The organism is Brevibacterium ravenspurgense (assembly GCF_001584615.1).
Taxonomy (GTDB): Bacteria; Actinomycetota; Actinomycetes; order Actinomycetales; family Brevibacteriaceae; genus Brevibacterium; species Brevibacterium ravenspurgense.
In genome coordinates, this window is the sequence record NZ_LQQC01000002.1 from 137,383 (window position 1) to 159,808 (window position 22,426).

The window sequence follows — 22,426 nt, forward strand, 5'->3', positions numbered from 1 at the left end:
TTGACTGCTCAATCACCTTCGACTTCCTCGGGCGACAGCGCAGCAGAGCAAGCGCCGTCGCCTGAGGAAGTCACCCCTCCGGCGGAAAAGGACTACGGACGGGCCGGGCGCAACCTGCCGGCCGCAATCGGGGTCGGCGTTGGAATCGGCGGGGCCGTACTGGCCAGCATTCTCATCTACCCTCCGGCCTTCCTCGTCGTTGCAATCATCGGCGTTCTCGCCGCCACCTGGGAACTGTCCACCGCGCTGTCACGCTCCGGAGCGGACGTCTACCGACCGCTGACCATGATGGCTGCGGCAGGGCTCGTGCTGTCGAGCTGGTTCGGCGGACGCGAAGCCGTGTGGGTGGCGTTCACCCTGTCAGCGGGCATCATCATGCTCGTGTCGCTGATGACCGGGCGGCCCAACCCGGTGAAAGAAGTATCGCTGTCGCTGTTCGCCCTGACCTACGTCGGTCTTATGGCGGCGTTCATCATCCACATCCTGCACCAGCCGCAGGGCGATCTTCTGCTCATCACGTTCTTGGCACTTGCCGTGTCCTCTGACACCGGCGGGTACGTGTTCGGAGTCCTGTGGGGCAAGCACCCCATCGCCCCGAAGATCTCACCGAAGAAATCCTGGGAGGGCTACGCCGGTTCAACCGTCTTCGCCGTGACCGTCGGAATCTGCATGGCCGTCTTCGCATTCGACGTGCCGTGGTGGGAAGGCGCCGTGCTCGGCCTGGTGATTCCGGCCTTCGCCACACTCGGCGACTTCTCGGAATCCATGATCAAACGCGACCTCGACCTCAAAGACATGGGCAACCTGCTGCCCGGCCACGGCGGTGTCATGGACCGACTCGACTCGATTCTGCCCAGCGCACCCGTCGTGCTCGTGCTCTACACGATCCTGCCGGGATTCATCACCACCGCCTGACACATGCGGCTGTTACACGCTCCCCTTGGCCCGAAGCCCAGGGGAGCTTTGGAATAATAGGGGAGTCATGAGCACTACGCGTCGCAAACAGGTCCGCCCCGTCGTCGAACACGAAGACGGCACAACATCCAAGACGCCCACCCGCGATGGCCGCCCGCTGCTGAACTTCCGCGCCCCGCGCGTCACCCAGCCGCCACGGCACTTCGCAGACATGTCAATGGAAGAACGGCAGGAGGCAGTCCGCGAACTCGGACTGCCCGCCTTCCGCGCCAAACAGCTGTCCAACCACTACTTCCAGCGCAACATCACCGACCCCGCGCTCATGACGGACATCCCCGCTGACAAGCGCGATGCCCTTGCCGAAGCCTTCTTCCCACCGCTGCTGACAGAAGTCCATCGGCTGAAGACCAAAAACGGCGACACCATCAAATTCCTGTGGCGACTTTTCGACGGAGCACTCGTCGAATCCGTCCTCATGCGCTACCGCAACCGCATCACACTGTGCGTGTCATCCCAGTGCGGCTGCGGTATGAACTGCCCGTTCTGCGCCACCGGCCAGCAGGGGCTCACCCGCAACATGTCGACAGCCGAAATCGTCGAACAGGTCATCCGAGCCAACCAGGTCATTGCGGCAGGAGAACTCGCCCCGACCGCGGAGCCGGACATCAACATGCTCGGCGAACAGGCAGCCGCGGTCGGCGACGAATCCGGTGAAACCGACGCGGGTGCTGAAGCTGGGAACGACAGGACTGGCGCGAAGCCTTCCGGCACCCAAACACCCGCCGGCGAAGAGCGCGTCACAAACATCGTGTTCATGGGCATGGGCGAACCCCTGGCCAACTACAAGCGGGTCATGAACGCCATCCGTCGCTTCACCGACGCGGCCCCGCACGGACTGGGAATGTCGCCGCGCCGCATCACAGTGTCAACCGTGGGCCTCGTGCCGGGCATCCGCAAACTCATGAACGAAGACATTCCAGTCACGTTTGCCCTCAGCCTGCACGCGCCGGATGACGGGCTGCGCAACGAAATGATTCCAGTCAACACCCGCTGGAACGCCGACGAGGCGATTGACGCAGCCTACGACTACTACCGCACCACGGGCCGCCGAGTGTCGATCGAATACGCGCTCATCAAGGACATGAACGACCACGCGTGGCGCGCGGACCTGCTGGCCAAGAAGCTCAACGCCCGGGGCAGGGGATGGGTGCACGTCAACCCGATTCCCCTCAACCCCACTCCGGGATCAGTGTGGACCGCATCAGAACCCAAGGTGGCACAGGAATTCGTGGACCGCCTGGTTGCAGCGGGAGTTCCCACCACCATTCGCGATACCCGCGGACAGGACATCGACGGCGCCTGCGGTCAGCTGGCCGCAACCGGCGAGGACTGACCGGCACCGAACACCACAAGCAACAGCACGCATCAGCTAAGAGGAGGCCACATGGAGGACAACTTCCCCAGAATGTCGGGGTGGAAGTCCGGCTATGACCCCGGACAGGTCGACAGCTTCTTCAAGCGCGCCCGCGAATCCTATGAGCGCGAACACCCCCGCCCGGGTGACCTCGACGCGCGCGCTGTGCGCACCGTCGGCTTTGACCTGGTGCGTCGCGGCTATCACGTCGGAGTCGTAGACGCTGCCCTTGACCGTTTGGAAGACGCCTTCGCGAAGGCCTCACGCGAACGGCTGATCTCCGAACAGGGAGAAAAGGCGTGGATGGACAGGCTGTCGTCTGCCGCCGGATCCCTGCAGGCCCGTTTGGAGCGCCCCCACGGTGAGCGCTTCGTGCACGCTGCCAGCCGCACCATCGGCTACGACATCGCCGAAGTCGATGAACTGTGCGACAAGATCAGCGGCTACTTCACACAGGGCCGCGCTATGAGCGTTGATGAGGTCCGCCGCGTTCTGTTCCGCACTCGTCGCGGTGAGCGTGCCTATGATGAAGACGAAGTCGATGCGTTCATTGACCGCGTCGTCGAAGTCATGGCCTCCGTCGACTGAAGGGACGCCCGTGAACACCAATCTGCACTGGTTCCGCAAGCCTGAGACCAACGGACCGAAGGACAAGGGCACGTTCAACCCGGTCTTCGAACTGCTCGACCACCCCATCGTCATGGGCCGCGGTGCAGACGAGTTCGCCTCCGGCCAGATCGAACTGAGCTTTGAGGATGCTCTTGATCGGGCGGCTAAGTTCGCCGGGATTCTGCGCGCTGTGGCTGAACCGGCTCCGCAGATGCTCATTCTGGAAGACGGGCTGAAACCCGCCACTCTGCTGTTGGCCGTCCTCGGTGCGATGCGGGTGGGCACATGCGCTGTCATCGGCGCCAAGGGACTCACCCCGCAGCAGAAAGCCAACGCACCGATCCTGCGACCGGCTGCAGCTGAGGCTTCCTCTGAACAGCCGCAGCCAGTGGGCGAAACCAAAGCGCGCGCCGGAATGCACACGAGCACCCGCACCATCGACACCCACTTTGAAGGTGCCGAACTCCTGGCCGACGGACCGGACAGCTCACCGAAACCGGTCGACATGCTCATGAAGCAGGCCGCGTTCAAGCACGCGGCAGCCGAACCTCTGGGGCCGGGGCGTACGCTCATGCGCCTTGACGGCATTGAGGTCACCGCACTGGAGAGCCTCGAAGCGGTCCACACTCTTCTGCGCTGAGCCAGCACACGACTGAGCCAGCACACACCCGAGCCCGCAGCCCGCAAAAACCCTGACAAACACGAAAAACCCCGCTCCACCTCGGAAGCGGGGCCTTTCTGTGCCTTCAGTGCGTCAGGTGAGCATCAGGCGAAAGCGTTGATGCCGGTGAGCGCACGGCCCAGCGTGAGCTGGTGAACTTCGTGTGTGCCCTCGTAGGTCAGCACGGTCTCAAGGTTGATGGCGTGGCGCAGCGGCGAGTATTCGCTGGTGATGCCCGAACCGCCGAACAGGGCGCGCAGGTCGCGGGCGATGTTCATAGCGGTGTCGACGTTGTTCATCTTGCCCAGCGAAATCTGCTCGGGGCGCACGCCGTCCTTGGAGTCCTTGAGGTCGCCCAGGTGCGAAGCCAGCAGAGTGATGTTCGAGTACTGGCCGAAGGCCTTCGCGAGCTTCTGCTGCGAAATCTGGAAAGCGGCCAGCGGCTTGTCGAACTGGATGCGGCTGCCGGTGTACATGAGAGCCTGCTCCAGCGAGTCGCGAGCAGCACCGGTGACACCCCAGACGATTCCGTAGCGGGCTTCCGACAGGCAGGACAGGGGTCCCTTGAGGCCCTCTGCCTTCGGCATGACGGCCGAACCGGGCAGGCGGACGTTGTCCAGGACGATTTCGCCGGTGATGGATGCCCGCAGCGACAGCTTGCGCTGGACGGTGGGGGTTTCCACGCCGGGGGTGTCGGTGGGAACGACGAAGCCGCGGATCATGGGGCGGCCCTTGGCGTCGGTCTCTTCCGTCTTGGCCCACACGACTGCGACGTCGGCAACGGGGGAGTTGGTGATCCACATCTTGGCGCCGTTGAGGATCCAGTCGTCACCGTCGCGCTTGGCGGTGGTGCGCATGTTCGACGGGTCCGAACCGACGTCCGGTTCCGTCAGGCCGAAGCAGCCGATGGCCTTGCCTTCGCCCATGCGGGGCAGCCATTCTTCCTTCTGCTCTTCCGATCCCCAGTGGTGGATGGCGAACATGGCCAGCGAGCCCTGCACCGAAACGAGGGAGCGCAGGCCGGAGTCGACGGCTTCGAGTTCACGGCAGGCGATGCCGTACATGCGGGCAGAAGCGCCGGGCAGCGTGTAGCCGTCCAGGTGCATGCCGAGCAGGCCGAGCTCACCGAGGCCTTCAGCGAGTTCGCGTGCCGGGATGGTGCCTTCGAGGTACCAGTCGCCGATCTTTTCGCGTACGTTTTCATCCAGCCAGCTGCGGACGATGCCGGCCCATTCGCGCTCTTCCTTCGAGAAGAGGTGATCGAGTCCGAGAATTTCGTCCGGGTGCGAGGTCTTGGCCATTTCACTCCTTTTTCAGAGGGCTCAGTGAGGACTTCCAAAAAGAGTATAGCCGAGATATGTATTTTGTGTGACCAATGTCCCTTTGGGCCTTCTGAGCGCAGATTCAGCCTTATCTGCCAAGATGGCCGGGTGCTTCACATCTCAGTTCTCGGTTCGACCGGTTCCGTTGGAACCCAGACCCTCGACGTGGTCAGCTCCCACCCGGACCGCTTTCAGATTGTCGGTCTCGTCTGCCACACGAACATTGCGGATGCCGCCGAACAGGCGGTCCGCTTTCGCGCCCGCGCTCTGGGCGCCGTCGGCGCATCATCACCTGACGAGGTGGAGCGGGCTGTTGCTTCTGCCGCCGCTGCCGCTGGGGTCGAGAACCCCGTGGAACAGGTTTTCGTCGGACCGCGTGCGGCTGACGAGGTTGCACGCCTTGAAGCTGACACTGTTCTCAACGCCATTACGGGGGCTGCGGGGCTGACGGCCACTCTTGCCGCCCTGGAGAGCGGCACGGATGTGGCACTGGCAAACAAAGAGTCGCTCATCATCGGCGGCGATGTCGTGATGGAAGCCGCGGCCGGTACGGGAGCCCGCCTGCTTCCGGTCGACTCTGAGCATTCGGCGGTGTGGCAGGCTCTGCGTTCCGGCCGCCGCGAGGAAGTCAGCCGGCTGGTGATCACGGCAAGCGGCGGTCCTTTCCGCGGTATGACGCAGTCTGATCTTGAAGCCGTTACGCCCGCCCAGGCGCTCAAGCACCCCACGTGGGACATGGGGAAGGTCATCACCACGAACTCGGCAACCCTTGTCAACAAGGGTCTCGAGGTCATTGAGGCGCACCTGCTCTTCGATATTCCCTACGACCAGATCAGCGTCGTGGTGCACCCGCAGTCGCAGGTCCACTCGATGGTCGAATACGTCGACGGGTCGACAATTGCACAGGTCAGTCCACCGGATATGAAGCTGCCGATCGCCTACGCCCTGGGCTATGAGGAGCGGCTGTCGAACATCACGACACCCAACCGCTGGGACGAGCCGACCCAGTGGACTTTTGAACCTGTCGATCACGAGGCGTTTCCCGCCTTGCGCTTGGCGGTGCGGGCCGGTCGCCTGGGAGGAACAGCACCCGCTGTCTACAACGCGGCGAACGAAGTTCTGGTGGATGCTTTTCACGCCGGACAGATCTCCTTTCCCGGCATCAGCCGGGGAATCAGCGCCGCACTCGATGCCCACGCTCCACAGGATGGAAAGCTCACGGCGGAACTCGTCTTGGCTGCTGACCGCGAAGCCCGGGAGTTTGCGAAGCGCTGGGTGGCAGAACAGGCATCAGGCGGGGGAGACCGGGCATGACGGCCCTGCTGTACACCCTCGGAATCGTCTTCATGCTCGCGGTTGTCGGGCTTTCCATCGGGCTGCACGAACTTGGTCACCTGATTCCCGCCAAGCGCTTCGGGGTGAAGGTCACCCACTACATGATCGGGTTCGGGCCGACCCTGTTCTCCTTTAAGCGCGGCGAAACACGCTACGGCGTCAAACTGCTGCCGCTGGGCGGCTTCATCGCCATGCCGGGCATGTACCCGCCGAAGTCAGCGGTCCACGCTCGCGCCGAAGATCTTCACGGGGTCGAATCAGCCCACGACATCGTTGAGGCCGACGCCAAGCGGCGGGCCGTTGAGGACGAAGATCCGCGGGAACAGGCCGGGCGCAAACGCCTGTTCGCACAGAGCATGGAGGATGCCCGCGAATTCTCCAATCAGGGCATTGGGCCGGGTGAAGAGGGGCGCACCTTCTACGCTCTGTCGGTTCCCAAGCGCCTGGCCGTCATGTTCGGCGGACCGGCGGTCAACCTCGTCCTCGGCATCGTCTTCTTAGGGCTCGTGCTGATGGGCATCGGCGTTCCGGGCCTGTCCACGCAGCTGTCCGGTGTTGTCGAATGTGCAGTCGATGCCGAAACCGCGCAGAAGCGCGGACCAAACGCCGAATGCCAGCCGGGTGATACTCCCGCACCGGCCAAGGCCGCGGGACTGAAACCGGGCGACACCATCACTGCTGTTGACGACACGCCGGTCGATACCTGGGAACAGGTGCAGGAGCTCATTGCGGCCAGTGCGGGCAGAACCGTCACCGTGGCCTATGAGCGGGACGGCTCTGAACACTTGGTGCGCGTGCCCATCATCGAAACCACGCGAGCGGTCTATGACGATGAAGGCAAGCAGAAGTTCACTGCTGACGGCAAGCCCGAAACCACCACCGTCGGCTTCCTTGGAGTCTCCCCGCAGAAGAAGCACTATCCGCTGCCGCCATCGGAGTTTCCCGCTGAGGTCGGAAAAGCCATCGGACAGACCTTTAAGGCACTGGCGACCCTGCCGGTCAAACTCGTCGACATCGGGAAGGTGGCCGTCGGGGGAGCAGAGCGCGACCCCAACGGTCCGATGGGCATGGTCGGTGTGGGGCGCGTTGCCGGCGAAATCGTTTCTGCCGAAGCTTTCGAAGTCGTCGACAAAGTGCAGCTCGGCCTGAGCTTGGCGGCCTCCCTCAACCTGTTCCTCTTTGCGTTCAACATGGTTCCGCTGCTTCCCCTGGACGGCGGCCACATAGCGGTTGCCCTCTACGAAGGGGCACGCCGCAGAATCAACCTCTCCCGCAGAAGAGGGCTCATCGGCCCCTTCGACACCGCAAAGCTGCTGCCGCTGACATACGGGGTCGTCGGCGTCCTCCTGTGTATGACGGTGCTGCTCGTCTACGTCGACATCGTCAAACCCGTGCGGCTCTTCGGCTGAGGCAGACTGCCTCAGCGGGGATCCCTTCAGTCTGAGCGAGGCCTCCTCGCCGTACCCGGCTCCCGATGTATTTCTGAGCGCTGACTGTGCACTGTCTGGCAGTGCGCACAGAGGATGCGCTATCCTGCTCACAGCAATTTGAAAATATGACCTGCCGCACGTTTTGCCGCCGGCAGGCCTCAGACAAGGAGCCCCATGAAGAAGAGCGTTCTTCTCAAGATCGCGGCCGCCGCAAGCGCAGCCGCCCTCGTCCTCACCGGATGTGAGCGCGGCGGAGCCGAAGGCGGTTCGGCCGAACCCGAAGAGAACTTCACCAAGGACCTGACCTTCGCCACCGGTGGCACCGCGGGCGTCTACTACCCGCTGGGCAACGAGTACGCCCGCATTCTGCAGGACACCGACGCGGGTCTGTCGGTCAACGCCGTGGAAACCGACGGCTCCGTTGACAACCTCGGCCGCATCGCCAAGGGCGACGCGCAGATCGGCTTCACCCAGTCGAACACCGCCAACGACGCAGTGCGCGGCTCCGGTGACTTCGAAGAGGTCGGCAAGCTCAACAACGTCGGCTGGATGGGTCAGCTGTACCCGGAAGCAGCCCAGATCATCACGCTTGAGAAGAGCGGCTTCAACTCGGTTGAAGACCTCAAGGGCAAGAAGATCGCCGTCGGCGCTCCCGGTTCGGGCACGGCAGCTGTCGCCAAGCTGATCCTCGACGCCTACGGCTTCAAGGAGGGCGACTACGAGCCCTACGAAGAGAGCTTCGCCGACGCCCGCTCCAAGGTGCAGGACGGCAACATCGACGCCTCGATCGAAATCCTCGGCGTCCCGGCCGCCTCGCTTTCGGAACTGGCCGCCAATGCAGACGTCAAGCTCCTGCCGATCGACAAGGACAAGGCCGAAAAGATCGCAGCTGAAACGGAATACGAAGCCTACGAAATCCCCGGCGATTCCTACGACTTCGCCAAGGACCCGGTGCAGACCGTGACCGTGTTCGCCTCAATCGTCGGCTCGACCAACCAGATCAGCGAAGAAGACGGCTACGCGATCACCAAGGCGCTGTACGAAGACGCAGGCAAGATCTCACTGGCACAGGGCAAGCTCATCAAGGCCGAAGACGCTCTGCTCGGCCGCGGCGACGTTCCGCTCCACCCGGGTGCTAAGAAGTACTTCGAAGAAAAGGGCATTGAGGATCAGAACTGATCCTCAAACCCTCGGCTGACAACCGCGGCGACGGCGCATTGAGCGCCGTCGCCGCGTGCGCCGTTCAGACCCCATCCCCAGACAGGCAAGAAGATCATGACTCCCTCTGACACCGCCAAAAACCCGGACGCTGGTTCCGCCGACGCGGAGCCCCTGGATCAGCAGAAGGCGCAGGACCTCGCAGACAAGGTCATGCGCGACCTGGACAGCGCTTCGCGCTACCGCATCAACTCCGACATGGGGCCATGGCGCGTCGCCGTCTTCGTCCTGTCTGTCGCTCTGACCCTCTTCCAGCTGTACACAGCGCTGTTCGGCACCCGCCCCACCCTCATCCAGGGGTCGATTCACGTGGGCGGTGCCATGGGCATCATCTTCCTGCTGTACCCGCTGCACAGGAGCCTGAGCCTGAAGACGGATGAGAACCGCAAAGCGTACTACGCGTCCCTCTGCGCTGACACCGTCCTGTCGCTGCTGGCAATGGGCACCTCGGTGTACCTGCTTGCCAACTACACGTACCTAACGGGCGTGGGCGTGCAGATCCACGGCTACTCAACGCTCGACACGATCGTCGCGCTCATTGCGATCCTCTTGATCCTCGAAGCCACCCGCCGCTGCGTGGGTCTGCCCATCGTCATCATCGCGGTCATCGCCCTGCTCTACTTCTGGCTGGGCAACTACTCACCGATCATGCGCTACCACGGCACCACGTGGCAGAACATGGTGCAGCAGACCTACTACTCGTCGCGCTCGATCTTCGGTGTGCCGATCCAGGTGTCCTCGAGCTTCATCTTCCTGTTCCTGTTCTTCGGCGTCATCCTCGTCCGCACCGACATCGGCGCATACTTCAACTCGCTGGCATTCCGCCTGACCGGCCGCTACGCGGGCGGTCCCGCAAAGGCTGCCGTTGTCGCCTCAGCCATGCAGGGAACCGTCACCGGCTCCTCGGTCGCCAATGCTGTGACCTCTGGTTCGTTCACGATTCCGCTCATGAAGAAGGTCGGCTTCAGCCCGAAGTTCGCCGCTGCTGTTGAAGCCACCGCGTCGACCGGTGGGCAGATCATGCCGCCCGTTATGGGCGCAGCCGTGTTCATCATGGCCGAATACACGGGCGTGCCGTACTCGCAGATCATCCTGATTGCGATCGTTCCCGCGTTCCTGTACTTCGCCGGCGTTATGCTCGCCGTCCACTTCGAAGCGCGTCGCCTGCGCATCGAGGGCTACTCAAAGGACGAACTGCCGCGCTGGAAGATGCTGCTCAAGCGCCTTGACCAGCTGCTGCCGCTGGCCGTCATCATCGTGACCCTCCTTGCGGGAACCACACCGCAGAAGGCCGCTCTGTGGGGCATCCTCGTAGCGTTCATCATCAGCCTGCTGCGCGCCAGCACCCGCCTGGGTGTCAAGGACACCATCCTGCTGCTGGAAGAGGGCGCGAAGACCGCTCTGCCGGTGATCGCCGCATGTGCAACCGCCGGTATGGTCGCCGGCATTGTGACCGCAACCGGTCTGGGCGGCCGCCTGGCCGACGGTATCCTCACCGCCGCAGGCGAGAACTTCTTCCTCGTCATGTTCTTCACCATGATCGCCTGCCTGGTGCTGGGCATGGGTCTGCCGACCACCGCGAACTACGTCGTCACGGCCACCGTGGCAGCGCCGATCCTCATTTCGAACTTCGATGTGCCGGTTCTGGCCGCACACCTGTTCGTTTTCTACTTCGGTCTGCTTGCAGACGTGACCCCTCCGGTGTGTCTGGCTGCCTACGCGGCTTCGGGCATTGCCGGATCGAACCCGCTGAAGTCCGGTGTCACCGCACTCAAGGTTGCGATCGCCGGATTCCTGGTGCCCTACGTCTTCGTGATGGAGCCGGTGCTGCTGTTCCAGGGCGATCAGAACCCGCTCATGTTCATCCCGGTGTTCATAACGGCACTGCTGGGCATGGCGGTGTTGTCGGCCGCCGTGGCAGGGTTCTATTTCCGCAAGCTCGCCTCCTGGGAGTCGGTCATTCTGGCACTTGCCGGCCTTCTCCTGGTCTACCCGGTCATCGCCATGTCGCTCGTCGGTCTGGTCGTCGCGGTCATCATGGCGGTCTACCAGCGAGCAGGTGAACGGAAGAAGGCTCACGGCGCATCCACAGGGGCAGGGGTCTAGAATCGTTCTGCGGGCCGAAGCTCAAGCCGAGGCCCGCAGAACTGTGCACATCCCCACAGCCTCGTTCGAAAGGGAACCGCCTGTGACATCGGTCAATCTGGGCATGCCGAAACCGCCCCCGCCTGTTCTGGCACCCCGCCGCACAACCCGACAGATCAAGGTCGGAAGCGTCGGAGTGGGATCGGAATCCCCGGTCAGCATCCAGTCGATGACGACCACCAAAACCACCGACATCAACGGCACTCTGCAGCAGATTGCCGAGCTCACGGCCGCCGGGTGCGACATCGTGCGTGTCGCCTGCCCGTCCGCCGACGACGCCGAGGCACTTCCTGCAATCGCCCAGAAGTCGAAGATCCCGGTCATCGCCGACATCCACTTCCAGCCGAAGTACGTCTATGCGGCCATTGACGCCGGATGCGCCGGTGTGCGCGTCAACCCCGGCAACATCCGCAAGTTCGACGACCAAGTGAAGGAAATCTCCAAGGCGGCCTCGGATGCCGGAGTGTCGCTGCGCATCGGCGTCAACGCCGGTTCGCTCGACAAGCGGATCATGGAGAAATACGGTTCGGCCACCCCGGAAGCACTCGTTGAGTCAGCCGTGTGGGAAGCGAGCCTCTTTGAGGAACACGACTTCCACGACTTCAAGATTTCGGTCAAGCACCACGACCCCGTCGTCATGGTGCAGGCATACGAAATGCTCGCCGAGCGAGGCGACTGGCCGCTGCACCTGGGTGTAACCGAAGCCGGTCCCGCGTTCCAGGGAACCATCAAGTCGGCAACCGCTTTCGGCTCTCTGCTTTCCCGGGGCATCGGCGACACCATCCGTGTTTCCCTGTCCGCCCCGCCGGTTGAAGAGGTCAAGGTCGGCGAGCAGATTCTGCAGTCGCTCAACCTGCGTCCGCGCAAGCTTGAAATCGTGTCCTGCCCGTCCTGTGGACGCGCCCAGGTCGATGTCTTCGAACTTGCCGAAAAGGTCACGGCTGGCCTTGAGGGCATGGAGATTCCGCTGCGCGTGGCCGTTATGGGCTGTGTTGTCAACGGTCCCGGTGAAGCCCGCGAAGCCGATCTCGGCGTGGCTTCCGGCAACGGCAAGGGACAGATCTTCGTCAAGGGCGAAGTCATCCGCACCGTGCCGGAATCGAAGATCGTCGAAACGCTCATCGAAGAGGCCCACCGCATCGCCGAAGAATCCGACCAGCCCTCCGGCCCACCCGAGGTCATCGTCGGGTGACGGTTCTGGCAGCCCCGCTGCTGCATGAGCACACCGACTGGTTCGCCGCGGAGATCGCCCGTGATCCCGCGGCGAACGTCTTCCTGCAGGCACTGCTGGAACGCTCGCGCACAGCCGAAATAGCCAGCCCCGCCGGCCGGATGGTGGGCTGTTTTCGGGATGGCCGCCCGGTTGCCGCCTACTGGTTGGGCAGCACGATCGTTCCGCTGAGCGGAGGCCCTGAAACCAACCGGATGATGGCCGCCATCCTCAACCACGAGGGACGCAGGCCATCGTCGTTTGTGGGTCCTGCCGAGCAGGTTCTCGATCTGACGAGCAGGCTGAACTGGGGAACACCCCGGGATCACAGGCCCAACCAGCCGCTGCTCAGTGCGCTTGCCCCGCCGACCGTTGTGCCGGACCCTCTGGTCCGGCAGTTCTCCCCGTACGAGGCGGAGGTTGTCTTCCCGGCTTCCGTCGCCATGTACGAAGAAGAGGTGGGGTACTCACCTCTCGAAGGTGGGAGCGCCGGCTATCGAAACCGGGTCGAGGGGCTCATCGCCAGCGGTCTGTCGCTGGGCTACACGGCGCGCACCGGACCAACGGGTGAGCCCATGCCCCTGTGGCCCAACCGGATGTCCGACGAACAAGTGGTGTTCAAAGCCGATATCGGGATCGGTTCGGGAACATCGGTTCAAGTGCAGGGCGTGTGGGTGCACCCTGAATACCGCGGCAGGGGAGTGGCCTCGCGCGCCATGGCCGCCACGACGGCACTCATCCGCCGGCGTTTCGCTCCGATCGTCACGCTGTACGCCAACAGTCACAACGCACCCGCTCTGCGCGCTTACGCAAAAGCCGGCTTCGTTCCCGTCGGCACCTTCGCAACCGTGACCTACTGAGGCACGGCGAACCGCCCAAGGCGCGCGAACAGCGCGGCGTAAGCGGCGCCTCGTCAGACTCAGCGGGACGTGCGCCCGCGCAGCCGGTCCCATGCCCGGCGGTCCTTCTTCGTGGGCCGGCCAGCACCCTTTTCGCGTTTGGGAACCGGGGCGCGCAGCAGCGGGTTCGGTGGGGGAGACGTATCGATGTAGCAGGCTGCGGCCATAGATGCGGGTCCGCGGGTGTCGAGGAAACCCTGTACCGTGAGCACGCGCTCAGCACCCGGCCGGCGGATGACGACAACTTGGCCGATCTTCACCTTGTCCGACGGCTTGGCCCGGTCACCGTCAATGCGCACGTGCCCGGACTTGATCTGCTTCTGCGCCAAAGACCGTGTTTTGAACGCGCGAACACACCACAGCCAGACATCAATCCGCTGGCTTGTGCCGGCATCAAAACTCAGCTCCGGCATGAGGCTCCTTTCGGCGTTGTCGGCCCAAGACACTGCGAACAACTGTAGCGCCGGTGATAATCTTGCCCCGATACCTGCCCGAAAAAGGAGCCCACATGACCCTGCGGCTGTCGAAGCTGTTCGTCCGGACGCTGAAAGAAGATCCGGCCGATGCCGAAATCAAAAGCCACAAACTGCTGCACCGCGCCGGCTACATTCGCCGCACCTCACCCGGTATCTTCTCGTGGCTGCCGCTGGGCCTGAAGGTCCTCGAGCGCGTCGAAACGATTGTCCGCGAGGAAATGGAGCGCGCCGGAAGCCAGGAAGTCCACTTCCCGGCACTGCTGCCGGCGGAGCCCTACCAGCAGTCGGGGCGCTGGGAAGCCTTCGGCGAGGGCATTTTCCGACTGAAGGACCGCCGCGAACACGACTACCTGCTCGCGCCGACCCACGAAGAGGCGTTCACCATGCTGGTGTCCGACCTCTACTCGTCGTACAAGGACCTCCCGTTGAGCCTGTACCAGATTCAGACCAAGTACCGCGATGAAGCACGCCCGCGGGCCGGTCTGCTGCGCGGACGCGAATTCATCATGAAGGACGCCTACTCCTTCGACATGGATGATGCGAGCCTCGACGCTTCCTACGAAGCCATGCGGCGGGCCTACATCAACGTCTTCAACCGCCTGGGCCTGCCGTACGTCGTTGTGGAGGCCACCCCCGGTGCGATGGGCGGTTCCGGTACGCACGAATTCCTCTACCCGAGCGAAGTCGGCGAAGACACCTACGTCCGCTCCGACGGCGGCTACACCGCCAATGTCGAAGCCGTCACCACGCCGCTGGCCGACCCGGTGCCGTTTGACGGTCTGCCGGAAGCGGAGGTTCTCGAAACACCGGACGCGCGCACCATCGAAACCCTCGTTGAAAGCGCAAACGAAGTCTCTCCGCGCTCTGACCGCCCCTGGACGGCTGCAGACACGCTCAAGAACGTCGTGTGCGCCCTCATCCACCCCGACGGCGAACGCGAAGTCATCGTCATCGGCCTGCCCGGCGATCGCGCTGTCGACCTCGACCGCGCTGCGGGAACCGGTCTGCTCGGCGACGGTGAAGTCGACCTCGAACCGGCAACCGAAGACGACCTCAAGAAGCACCCCGGCCTCGTTCCCGGATACATCGGCCCCGGAAACTCGCTCGACGCACCTGTTCTGGGTGCCGAAAGCTCCACTGGTATCCGCTATTTCCTGGACCCGCGTGTCTCAGAGGGCACACAGTGGGTCACCGGTGCCAACGAAGACCGCAAGCACGTCTTCAACCTCACCGCCGGCCGCGACTTCAAGGCTGACGGCTACATCGAAGCTGCTGAAATCCGCGAGGGCGACCCCGCTCCGGACGGCTCGGGACCGCTGCAGCTTGCCCGCGGTGTGGAGATCGGCCAGATCTTCAAACTCGGCACCCGCTACGCAGAAGCTCTCGGCCTGAACGTGCTTGATGAAAACGGCAAGTCCCGTGTCGTCACGATGGGCAGCTACGGCATCGGCGTCACCCGTGTCCTGGCCTGCCTGGTCGAAGAGTTCGCCGACGACAAGGGCCTGCTGTGGCCGGTGCACCTGGCACCCGCCGATGTGCACATTGTGGCCACCGGCAAGGGCGACGAACCGCTGGAAGCTGCCGAAAAGCTCGCCGCGGCTGTTGAAGCGGCCGGCTTCCGAGTTCTGTTGGATGACCGTCCGAAGGTTTCACCCGGCATGAAGTTCGGCGATGCTGAGCTGCTGGGTGTGCCGAACGTCCTCGTTGCCGGTCGCGGCCTGGCCGACGGTGTCGTGGAACTGCGCGATCGCTTCACCGGCGAATCGACCAACCTGCCGGTTGATGAAGCCGCTGACGCCGTCGTTGCTCGCCTGCGCGAACAGTACGCCAAGCAGGACGCCATCGAACTTCTGTAAGCGCCAGATGCTGGCAGTCGAACTGCCGGCTGAACGCAAACGCCGGTGCCCCAAGCGAAAGGCTTGGGGCACCGGCGTTTTCTGTCGTATCAGCGCAGCTGCGCGTCAGCCGAGTGGTTTGAGCTGCTGGGTGGTAATACCCTGCACGCTGACTCCGGTGAGGGCACGGGCAACCCACAGGGAGCGCTCCGCGTCTTCTGTCAGCCGGGGATTGCCATCGGCGGCGGCGCGTAAGTACCAGAACATGTTCTGGACCTCACGAGCAACAGAAGCGCCCATCGCCCCGCTGGGGTTGATCTGTGCGCAGCGGGAAAGCTCAGCGGCGAAGCCGCGCAGCCAGTCCGCCTGTCCTTCCGGATCCGTTCCGGGGATTTCGCCCAGTCGGTTCCACATGAGCGGCGCAAGCATGTATTCGGTGGGGCCCGTCAGGGGCTGCGGGTCGATGGCCTTCCACGTGGCGATGCCGTTGGCGTCCGGATTGCCGGCAAGGATGTTGTAGTAGTGCAGATCGGCGTGCAGCAGCCAGCTGTCTGCAGCGCCCGCCAGTTCTTTCGTCCACGACAGCGCAGTCGAGAGCACTTGCTGGTCGGTTTGTGTGAATGCCGGAAAATCTTCGACCAGACGTACATCGGCGTCAAAGCGCTTCAGCCATGCGGCGGCGATGTCCTGCACGCGCACGAAACCGCTGCCGCCCGGTACGCGCAGCGCCTGCACCAGCTGTCCCCAAATAGGGGCAACTGCGTGAAGCGGCTCCGTCGACAGGTTGACTTCGGTCCGCAGTCGTTCCTGCAGGGTGGCACGCATGGACGGGTCGTCTTCTATGATCCGCACAGCACCGTGCCCACCCCACGCGCGCAGCGCCCGGATGGTCTGTTCGTGCACCGTGGGGTTGTCGGTGTTCGGGGCGGCTATGCGCAGCACCGCGGGAAAGCCGTCGTGCAGGCGGACTGGGATGACGAGGCTTTCCGCGCCCGCCCACGGGGAGCCCGGCTGGGGGTCGTCCGTGAGCTTCCACCGGTCGAACAGCTCGAACACGATGTGGTCAAGGGCAGCAGCCCAGGCCTGTGCGCGTTCCTCACCCTGGGTCTGCGTTGCCGAATTGAGGAGCACGGGAGGTACTTTCACTGAGCTTCTCCTTCATAGCGCAGCAGCTGCCTGCCGCCGAAGCCGATGCGAGCATCAGCGCTCGCTTTGAGTTCGCGGCCGGCCAGCGGCACGGCGGCGGGGTCCTCGAACACTCCGAACAGGGCTGCGGCGACCGTGTCTTCCAGCTGCTGGGCGAGCTTCTTTGCCGACCCGGGGTCAGACGGGTTGTGCGGCAGGTTCCACGCTGGACGGTTCGCGGCTTCTTCGCGTTGACCCTGTTTGAGCAGTGTGTTGGCATCAGCCGCAGCGTTGGCGAGTGCTTCCACCCTGGCGGTGGCCGCCCTGCGTTCCCGGCTATCGGGCTTCATTGCCAGGGCGACCTTGGTGTATCCGTAGGAGGCTTTGAAAGCCGCCTTTGCAAATTCGTGCAGAGGGTCGGCATCGTCACCTGGGCTGTACGGCTTGCGGTCCGCGAAATCGGGGTAGCCCTGGGCAGGAAGCTGGGCGAAGCGCTGCTGGGCTGGTTTCCAGTTCGGCAAGAGGTTCGATGCGCCGACCGCCACGTCGACGATGATGGCTGTCTGGGGTCCGCCGAGTGTGTGGATGTCGCGCAGGACCAGGTCGACGATGGAGTACATGGCGGAAACAAAGGTGTGCTGCGGGGGAACCTCGGGGAATCCGGAATTGTCTGATGTCCAGGGCGGGCCGATTGCGGCAGTGAGCCTTGAGCGCTCTTCTTCGTGGTCATCGTCGTTGATGGAGGCCAGAACCGCGGCTATCCGGCCGCGGGAGGATTCTTCGGCCTCGGCCTGTATGCGGTCTTCTGGCGAACCGAAGCGCAGGCCGCACCCGGACAGTGCCGCAGTCGCGCTGAGCAGGAGGAAGGCGCGTCTGCTGGTGTGCTTCGGTCTGGAGTAGGCCATTCGCTCATCCTACTCGTCAAGAGTATGCGGCTGTGAAATAAAACTCCGTGTGCGTTCACGTGAGCAGGGTGCGTTGTTCTTGTGCTGGTCCTGCGGCAAGAATAGGGGCATGGCTTATTCAGAAGACGACATCGCCCAGGCCGCAGCCGGCCCGCTGGAAGAGCTGGGTCTGCTGGTGGAAGACGTGAAGATGCACGCCGCGGGTGTGCACCGGCGGCTGGTGGTCACAGTGGATCTTGCGGGTGACACGACCGAGGCTGTGTCTTCCGACCTCATTGAGCAGGCCACCCGCGTCATCTCCGAGGTGATCGATCCGCTTCCGCTGTTCAACGACAAGCCGTACGAACTCGAGGTGTCTTCCCCGGGTGCGCTGCGCCCGCTGACCGAACCGCGTCACTTCCGCAGGAACGTCGGTCGGACGATCGAGGTGAGGCCCACCGAGGGCAAGAAGACCACCGGTGTGCTCACCGGCGTGACCGGACTCGGCATTGTTCTGGAGCCGGGTTCGGGCCGCGAACCGGTCGAGTTTTCCTTTGATGGAATCGAAAAAGCCCAGGTGGTTCTCAAATTCCGCTGATGCGGCATGCTTCGTACATGAACTAGGGTTGAACCGAAAAACTGAATAACAAGACAGAAGAGGAGCGGGCAGTGGACATCGATCTTGGCGCACTAAGGCTGATTGAAAGCGAGCGCGAAATTCCGATGACGACGCTGGTGGGGCTGATTGAACAGGCCCTGCTGAGCGCGTACCACAACATGGAGGGCCACTACCCGGACTCTCGTGCGGAGATTGACCTGAAAACCGGCAAGGCCACCATCTGGGCCACGGAATTCGACGCCGACGACAACCCCATCGGGGAATTCGACGACACGCCCGATGACTTCGGTCGTATTGCGGCTATGACGGCGCGCAATGTCATTCACCAGCGCCTGCGCGCAGTTGAAGACGAAAGCGTGCTCGGATCTTTCCGCGACAAAGAGGGCGAGATCGTCTCCGGCATTATCCAGCAGGGCCGTGACGCAGCCATGATCCAGGTGGACCTGGGCGAAGTCGAAGCTCTTCTGCCGCCGCACGAACAGGTGCCCGGTGAAGACTATTCGCACGGCAGGCGCATCCGCGTGTTCATCGCCGATGTTCGTCCCGGCAACAAGGGTCCGTCGATCACGGTTTCGCGAACCCACCCGAACCTCGTGCGCAAGCTGTTTGCCCACGAAGTCCCTCAGATTGCCGACGGCAGCGTGGAAATCGTCTCAATTGCACGCGAAGCCGGACACCGCACCAAGCTCGCGGTGCACGCAACCGTACCGGGGCTCAACGCCAAGGGCGCCTGCATTGGCGAGATGGGCACCCGCGTGCGGGCCGTCATGAACGAACTCGGGGCCGAAAAGATCGACATCGTCGACTACAGCGATGACCCGACTGTCTTCATCGCCAATGCCCTAAGCCCGGCGGAAGTCGAGCGCGTTGAGGTTCTTGACTCCGCCTCGAAGATGGCGCGCGCCTATGTGCGCCCCGACCTTCTGTCGCTTGCGATCGGCAAGGAAGGTCAGAACGCTCGCCTGGCCGCCAAGCTGACAGGGTGGAAGATCGACATCGTCGAAGCCTAGGCCCCGCGGGCAGGTAAGGCCCGTGCTGTAGACTGACATGCGTGGTCTCTTCAACTGGCGTGCCCGAACGCATGTGCATCGGGTGCCGTGCAAGAGCACCGCAGACCGACCTCATCCGTCTGGTGCTGCAGACCGAGCCGATTCGGATTGCAGTTGATGAGGGCCGAGTGCTTCCCGGAAGGGGCGCTTGGCTTCATCCGCAGACAGACTGCCTAGAACGGGCAGTGAAGAAGAGCGCATTCGCAGCTGCCTTCAAGCAGAAGATCCCGCGAAGCGCATACGAAGATCACGGAAAGTGGTTGCAGAAGATGGAAAACAAGTAGTGAGTGCTCAGAAATGACACCCAAGACTTACGGACGTGGACAGTGAAATGAGCACTGTTCCGACTCGATGAGGTTCTCTCCTGTTCGGAGAGAACCCGGACAGGAGAAATGTGGCAAAGCCCCGTGTTCACCAGCTCGCAAAAGAGCTGGGAACGACAAGCAAGGAAGTGCTTGCGAAGCTCCAGGAAATGGGCGAGTTCGTAACCTCGGCCTCCTCAACCCTGGAAGCTCCCGTCGTGCGCAAGGTCCGCGAGGCCTTCGACGGTGCAGACAAGCCCGAAGCCGAAGCTGAATCGGCAGCCAAGAAGCCGGCGGCAAAGAAGCCCGCCGCCAAGTCGACCGCTGCCAAGTCGACAGCCGCTAAGCCCGCAGCTAAGAAGCCGGCCGCGAAGTCGACGGCTGCTAAGCCGACCGCTGCTAAGTCGACAACGGCAAAGCCGGCCGCATCGAAGGCTGCTGGCGCAAAGACCACGGCATCGCCGGCAGCGCCGAAGCCTGCGGCTCCCAAGCCGGCACCCAAGCCCGCGGCCAAGAAACCCGCCGCTCCGAAGCCTTCGTCCAAACCTGCCGCAAAGAGCGAAGAATCACCGGCACCTCGTCCGGCGGCACCTCGCCCAGGCGGTTCGCGCCCCGGCAACAACCCCTTCGCACCCAAGCAGGGAATGCCCACCCCCGGCCCGCGCCCGGCGGCACCTCGTCCCGGACCGCGCCCCGGCGGTTCGCGCCCCGGCAACAACCCCTTCGCACCTAAGCAGGGCATGCCGAAATCCGACCAGCGTTCCGGCGGCCAGGGCGGCAAGCCCGGTCCCAAGCCCGGCGGCGGCCGTCCCGGCCCGCGCCCCGGCGCACCGCGCCCGAACCCGGCGATGCTCAAGAACTCTGCGCTCAACCAGCCCGCACCCGGTCGCGGACGCGGTGGCCAGGGCGGTCCCGGCGGCCCAGGCGGCCCGGGTGCGCCCGGCGGCGGTCGTCCCGGCGGACCTCCGCGCGGCGGCGGTCGTCCCGGCGGAGGTCGTCGCGGTCCCGGTCGCGGCGGCACACAGGGTGCTTTCGGACGCGGCGGACCTTCCGGTCGCCGACGCAAGTCCAAGAGGGCAAAGCGTCAGGAAATGGAGGAAATGCAGGCACCGTCGGTCGGCGGTGTCAAGGTTCCTCGCGGTGACGGTTCGACGCCGCTGCGCCTGCGCCGCGGTGCTTCGCTGGCGGACTTCGCCGAGCGGATCGAAACCGACCCCACAAACCTGGTGACAATCCTGTTCCACCTGGGCGAAATGGCGACGATTACGCAGTCGCTGGACGAAGACACGTTCAAGGTGCTGGGCGAAGAGCTCGGCTACAAGATCGAAATCGTGTCGCCCGAAGACGAAGACCGCGAACTGCTCGAAAGCTTCGGCTACGACCTCGAAGCCGAAGAGCTCGAAGACGAAGACGACGACCTCCTGCAGCCGCGCCCGCCGGTCGTCACCGTCATGGGTCACGTCGACCACGGTAAGACCCGCACGCTGGACGCTATCCGCAAGACCAACGTCATCGACCGCGAATCCGGCGGCATCACCCAGCACATCGGTGCTTACCAAGTGACGGTCGACCACGAAGGCGAAGAGCGCAAGATGACCTTCCTCGACACCCCGGGTCACGAAGCCTTCACGGCTATGCGTGCTCGCGGTGCGAAGGCCACCGACGTCGCAGTCCTCGTCGTGGCAGCCGATGACGGCGTCATGCCGCAGACGATTGAAGCGCTCAACCACGCGCAGTCTGCCGGCGTGCCGATCGTCGTGGCGGTCAACAAGGTCGACAAGCCCGAAGCCAACCCGGACAAGGTCATGCAGCAGCTGACCGAGTACAACCTCATCGCCGAAGAGTATGGCGGTGACACGATGTTCGTGAAGATCTCGGCTAAGCAGGGCACGGGCATTGACGAACTGCTCGAATCCGTTCTGCTGACCACCGATGCGGCACTTGACCTGCAGGCCAACCCTGACCGCGAAGCCCGCGGTGTCGCAATCGAAGCGAAGCTCGACCGCGGTCGCGGTGCAGTTGCGACCGTGCTGGTCGACTCTGGAACGCTGCGACAGGGCGACGCGATTGTCTGCGGCTCCAGCCACGGACGCGTTCGCGCCATGTTCGACGAAAACGGCAACACGGTCGAAGAAGCCGGCCCGTCGCGCCCCGTGCAGGTGCTCGGCCTGTCGAGCGTGCCGCGCGCTGGCGATTCCTTCATGGTCGTCAGCGACGACCGCACCGCCCGTCAGATCGCCGAGAAGCGCGATGCTCTTGAACGCAACGCGGCAGCCGCGCGCAGCCGCAAGCGCATCAGCCTCGAAGACTTCACGAAGGCAATCGAAGAGGGCAAGATCGACATGCTCAACCTCATCCTCAAGGGTGATGTGTCGGGTGCTGTCGAAGCCCTCGAAGACTCGCTGCTCAACATCGAAGTCGGCGACGGCGACGAAGTCGGTCTGCGAATCATTCACCGTGGTGTTGGTGCGATCACCGAGAACGACATCAACCTCGCAACTGTTGACAACGCAATCGTCATCGGCTTCAACGTCCGTCCCGAGGCCAATGCTCGCGACCTCGCGGATGCCGAAGGCGTCGACGTTCGCTACTACTCGGTGATCTACGACGCGATCGACGACATCGAAGCAGCGCTGAAGGGCATGCTCAAGCCGGAATACGAAGAGGTGCACATCGGATCGGCCGAGATCCGCGAAGTGTTCCGCTCGTCGAAGTTCGGCAACATCGCCGGTTCGATCGTTCGCGACGGTGTGATCAAGCGCAATGCCAAGGTGCGCCTGACCCGCGACGGTGTCGTCATCGGCGACAACCTCGCTGTCGAATCGCTGCGCCGCTTCAAGGACGACGTCACGGAAGTCCGCGACGGCTACGAATGCGGTATCGGTCTGGGCAAGTTCAATGACATTCGCGAAGGCGACATCCTCGAAGCCTTCGAGATGCAGGAAAAGCCCCGCGACTGAGGCTCGAGTAAGGAGACT

At 63.6% G+C, this 22,426-nt stretch carries 19 protein-coding genes; 15 read left to right on the top strand and 4 right to left on the bottom strand.

Features of this window, described 5'->3' with window-relative positions; all coding sequences use genetic code 11:
• From Bravens_RS00945 to Bravens_RS00960, 4 genes are all read left to right on the top strand, one after another.
• Positions 1-915, top strand: coding sequence for a phosphatidate cytidylyltransferase (locus Bravens_RS00945; protein WP_062019502.1), 915 nt, complete (start codon positions 1-3; stop codon positions 913-915).
• Between the two features lie 67 nt (positions 916-982).
• Positions 983-2,308: a 23S rRNA (adenine(2503)-C(2))-methyltransferase RlmN gene (gene rlmN / locus Bravens_RS00950; RefSeq protein WP_062019503.1), complete on the top strand. Its 1,326-nt coding sequence runs from the start codon at positions 983-985 to the stop codon at positions 2,306-2,308.
• Between the two features lie 51 nt (positions 2,309-2,359).
• The gene (locus Bravens_RS00955; protein ID WP_061943817.1) at positions 2,360-2,917 is read left to right on the top strand and encodes a DivIVA domain-containing protein; all 558 of its coding nucleotides are present in this window, start codon (positions 2,360-2,362) and stop codon (positions 2,915-2,917) included.
• 10 nt (positions 2,918-2,927) lie between these two features.
• Positions 2,928-3,578: a hypothetical protein gene (locus Bravens_RS00960; protein WP_062019504.1), complete on the top strand. Its 651-nt coding sequence runs from the start codon at positions 2,928-2,930 to the stop codon at positions 3,576-3,578.
• A 125-nt stretch (positions 3,579-3,703) separates the two neighbouring features.
• Here the strand turns inward: Bravens_RS00960 and Bravens_RS00965 are convergent, their stop codons facing one another.
• A complete protein-coding gene (locus Bravens_RS00965; RefSeq protein ID WP_019174847.1) occupies positions 3,704-4,900 on the bottom strand; it encodes an acyl-CoA dehydrogenase family protein in 1,197 nt (398 codons plus the stop codon).
• A gap of 129 nt (positions 4,901-5,029) precedes the next feature.
• Between Bravens_RS00965 and dxr the strand changes: the two genes are divergently transcribed.
• From dxr to Bravens_RS00995, 6 genes are all read left to right on the top strand, one after another.
• Positions 5,030-6,235: a 1-deoxy-D-xylulose-5-phosphate reductoisomerase gene (gene dxr / locus Bravens_RS00970; protein WP_062019506.1), complete on the top strand. Its 1,206-nt coding sequence runs from the start codon at positions 5,030-5,032 to the stop codon at positions 6,233-6,235.
• Positions 6,232-7,665 carry a M50 family metallopeptidase gene (locus Bravens_RS00975; protein WP_062019508.1) on the top strand — a complete coding sequence of 478 codons (1,434 nt, stop codon included), beginning with the start codon at positions 6,232-6,234 and terminating at the stop codon, positions 7,663-7,665. The genes dxr and Bravens_RS00975 overlap by 4 nt, the downstream gene beginning before the upstream one ends.
• A gap of 195 nt (positions 7,666-7,860) precedes the next feature.
• Positions 7,861-8,865: a TAXI family TRAP transporter solute-binding subunit gene (locus tag Bravens_RS00980; protein ID WP_062019510.1), complete on the top strand. Its 1,005-nt coding sequence runs from the start codon at positions 7,861-7,863 to the stop codon at positions 8,863-8,865.
• A gap of 96 nt (positions 8,866-8,961) precedes the next feature.
• Positions 8,962-11,010, top strand: a complete 2,049-nt coding sequence (locus Bravens_RS00985; protein WP_062019512.1) for a TRAP transporter permease — start codon at positions 8,962-8,964, stop codon at positions 11,008-11,010.
• 82 nt (positions 11,011-11,092) lie between these two features.
• Positions 11,093-12,241, top strand: coding sequence for a flavodoxin-dependent (E)-4-hydroxy-3-methylbut-2-enyl-diphosphate synthase (gene ispG, locus Bravens_RS00990; RefSeq protein ID WP_062019605.1), 1,149 nt, complete (start codon positions 11,093-11,095; stop codon positions 12,239-12,241).
• On the top strand, positions 12,238-13,119 hold the full coding sequence (locus tag Bravens_RS00995; RefSeq protein WP_062019514.1) for a GNAT family N-acetyltransferase: 882 nt from the start codon (positions 12,238-12,240) through the stop codon (positions 13,117-13,119). Before ispG ends, Bravens_RS00995 begins: the two co-directional genes overlap by 4 nt.
• 59 nt (positions 13,120-13,178) lie before the next feature.
• Here the strand turns inward: Bravens_RS00995 and Bravens_RS01000 are convergent, their stop codons facing one another.
• Entirely contained in the window at positions 13,179-13,571 is a 393-nt protein-coding gene (locus tag Bravens_RS01000; RefSeq protein WP_019174854.1) for an RNA-binding S4 domain-containing protein, read from the bottom strand.
• Between the two features lie 95 nt (positions 13,572-13,666).
• Between Bravens_RS01000 and Bravens_RS01005 the strand changes: the two genes are divergently transcribed.
• Positions 13,667-15,490: a proline--tRNA ligase gene (locus tag Bravens_RS01005; protein WP_062019516.1), complete on the top strand. Its 1,824-nt coding sequence runs from the start codon at positions 13,667-13,669 to the stop codon at positions 15,488-15,490.
• A gap of 105 nt (positions 15,491-15,595) precedes the next feature.
• Here the strand turns inward: Bravens_RS01005 and Bravens_RS01010 are convergent, their stop codons facing one another.
• Positions 15,596-16,615, bottom strand: a complete 1,020-nt coding sequence (locus Bravens_RS01010; RefSeq protein ID WP_061943471.1) for an aminoglycoside phosphotransferase family protein — start codon at positions 16,613-16,615, stop codon at positions 15,596-15,598.
• Complete coding sequence (locus Bravens_RS01015) at positions 16,612-17,499, bottom strand: hypothetical protein (protein ID WP_062019518.1); 888 nt, start codon at positions 17,497-17,499, stop codon at positions 16,612-16,614. Before Bravens_RS01015 ends, Bravens_RS01010 begins: the two co-directional genes overlap by 4 nt.
• Before the next feature lie 109 nt (positions 17,500-17,608).
• Between Bravens_RS01015 and Bravens_RS01020 the strand changes: the two genes are divergently transcribed.
• From Bravens_RS01020 to infB, 4 genes are all read left to right on the top strand, one after another.
• Positions 17,609-18,076, top strand: coding sequence for a ribosome maturation factor RimP (locus tag Bravens_RS01020; protein ID WP_062019520.1), 468 nt, complete (start codon positions 17,609-17,611; stop codon positions 18,074-18,076).
• 71 nt (positions 18,077-18,147) lie between these two features.
• Positions 18,148-19,107: a transcription termination factor NusA gene (gene nusA, locus Bravens_RS01025; RefSeq protein ID WP_062019522.1), complete on the top strand. Its 960-nt coding sequence runs from the start codon at positions 18,148-18,150 to the stop codon at positions 19,105-19,107.
• Between the two features lie 41 nt (positions 19,108-19,148).
• On the top strand, positions 19,149-19,430 hold the full coding sequence (locus Bravens_RS10310; protein ID WP_070423880.1) for a YlxR family protein: 282 nt from the start codon (positions 19,149-19,151) through the stop codon (positions 19,428-19,430).
• A gap of 110 nt (positions 19,431-19,540) precedes the next feature.
• On the top strand, positions 19,541-22,408 hold the full coding sequence (gene infB / locus Bravens_RS01030) for a translation initiation factor IF-2 (RefSeq protein ID WP_062019524.1): 2,868 nt from the start codon (positions 19,541-19,543) through the stop codon (positions 22,406-22,408).
• The last annotated feature ends 18 nt before the right edge of the window (positions 22,409-22,426 follow it).

Excerpts from the sequence above, each read along its gene's own strand:
- Bravens_RS00955 (WP_061943817.1), top strand. The coding sequence starts at position 2,360 with ATGGAGGACAACTTCCCCAGAATGTCGGGGTGGAAGTCCGGCTATGAC.
- Bravens_RS01000 (WP_019174854.1), bottom strand. The coding sequence starts at position 13,571 with ATGCCGGAGCTGAGTTTTGATGCCGGCACAAGCCAGCGGATTGATGTC.
- rlmN (WP_062019503.1), top strand. The coding sequence starts at position 983 with ATGAGCACTACGCGTCGCAAACAGGTCCGCCCCGTCGTCGAACACGAA.
- Bravens_RS01020 (WP_062019520.1), top strand. The coding sequence starts at position 17,609 with ATGGCTTATTCAGAAGACGACATCGCCCAGGCCGCAGCCGGCCCGCTG.
- Bravens_RS00985 (WP_062019512.1), top strand. The coding sequence starts at position 8,962 with ATGACTCCCTCTGACACCGCCAAAAACCCGGACGCTGGTTCCGCCGAC.
- Bravens_RS00965 (WP_019174847.1), bottom strand. The coding sequence starts at position 4,900 with ATGGCCAAGACCTCGCACCCGGACGAAATTCTCGGACTCGATCACCTC.
- Bravens_RS00975 (WP_062019508.1), top strand. The coding sequence starts at position 6,232 with ATGACGGCCCTGCTGTACACCCTCGGAATCGTCTTCATGCTCGCGGTT.
- Bravens_RS01015 (WP_062019518.1), bottom strand. The coding sequence starts at position 17,499 with ATGGCCTACTCCAGACCGAAGCACACCAGCAGACGCGCCTTCCTCCTG.
- Bravens_RS01005 (WP_062019516.1), top strand. The coding sequence starts at position 13,667 with ATGACCCTGCGGCTGTCGAAGCTGTTCGTCCGGACGCTGAAAGAAGAT.
- Bravens_RS00980 (WP_062019510.1), top strand. The coding sequence starts at position 7,861 with ATGAAGAAGAGCGTTCTTCTCAAGATCGCGGCCGCCGCAAGCGCAGCC.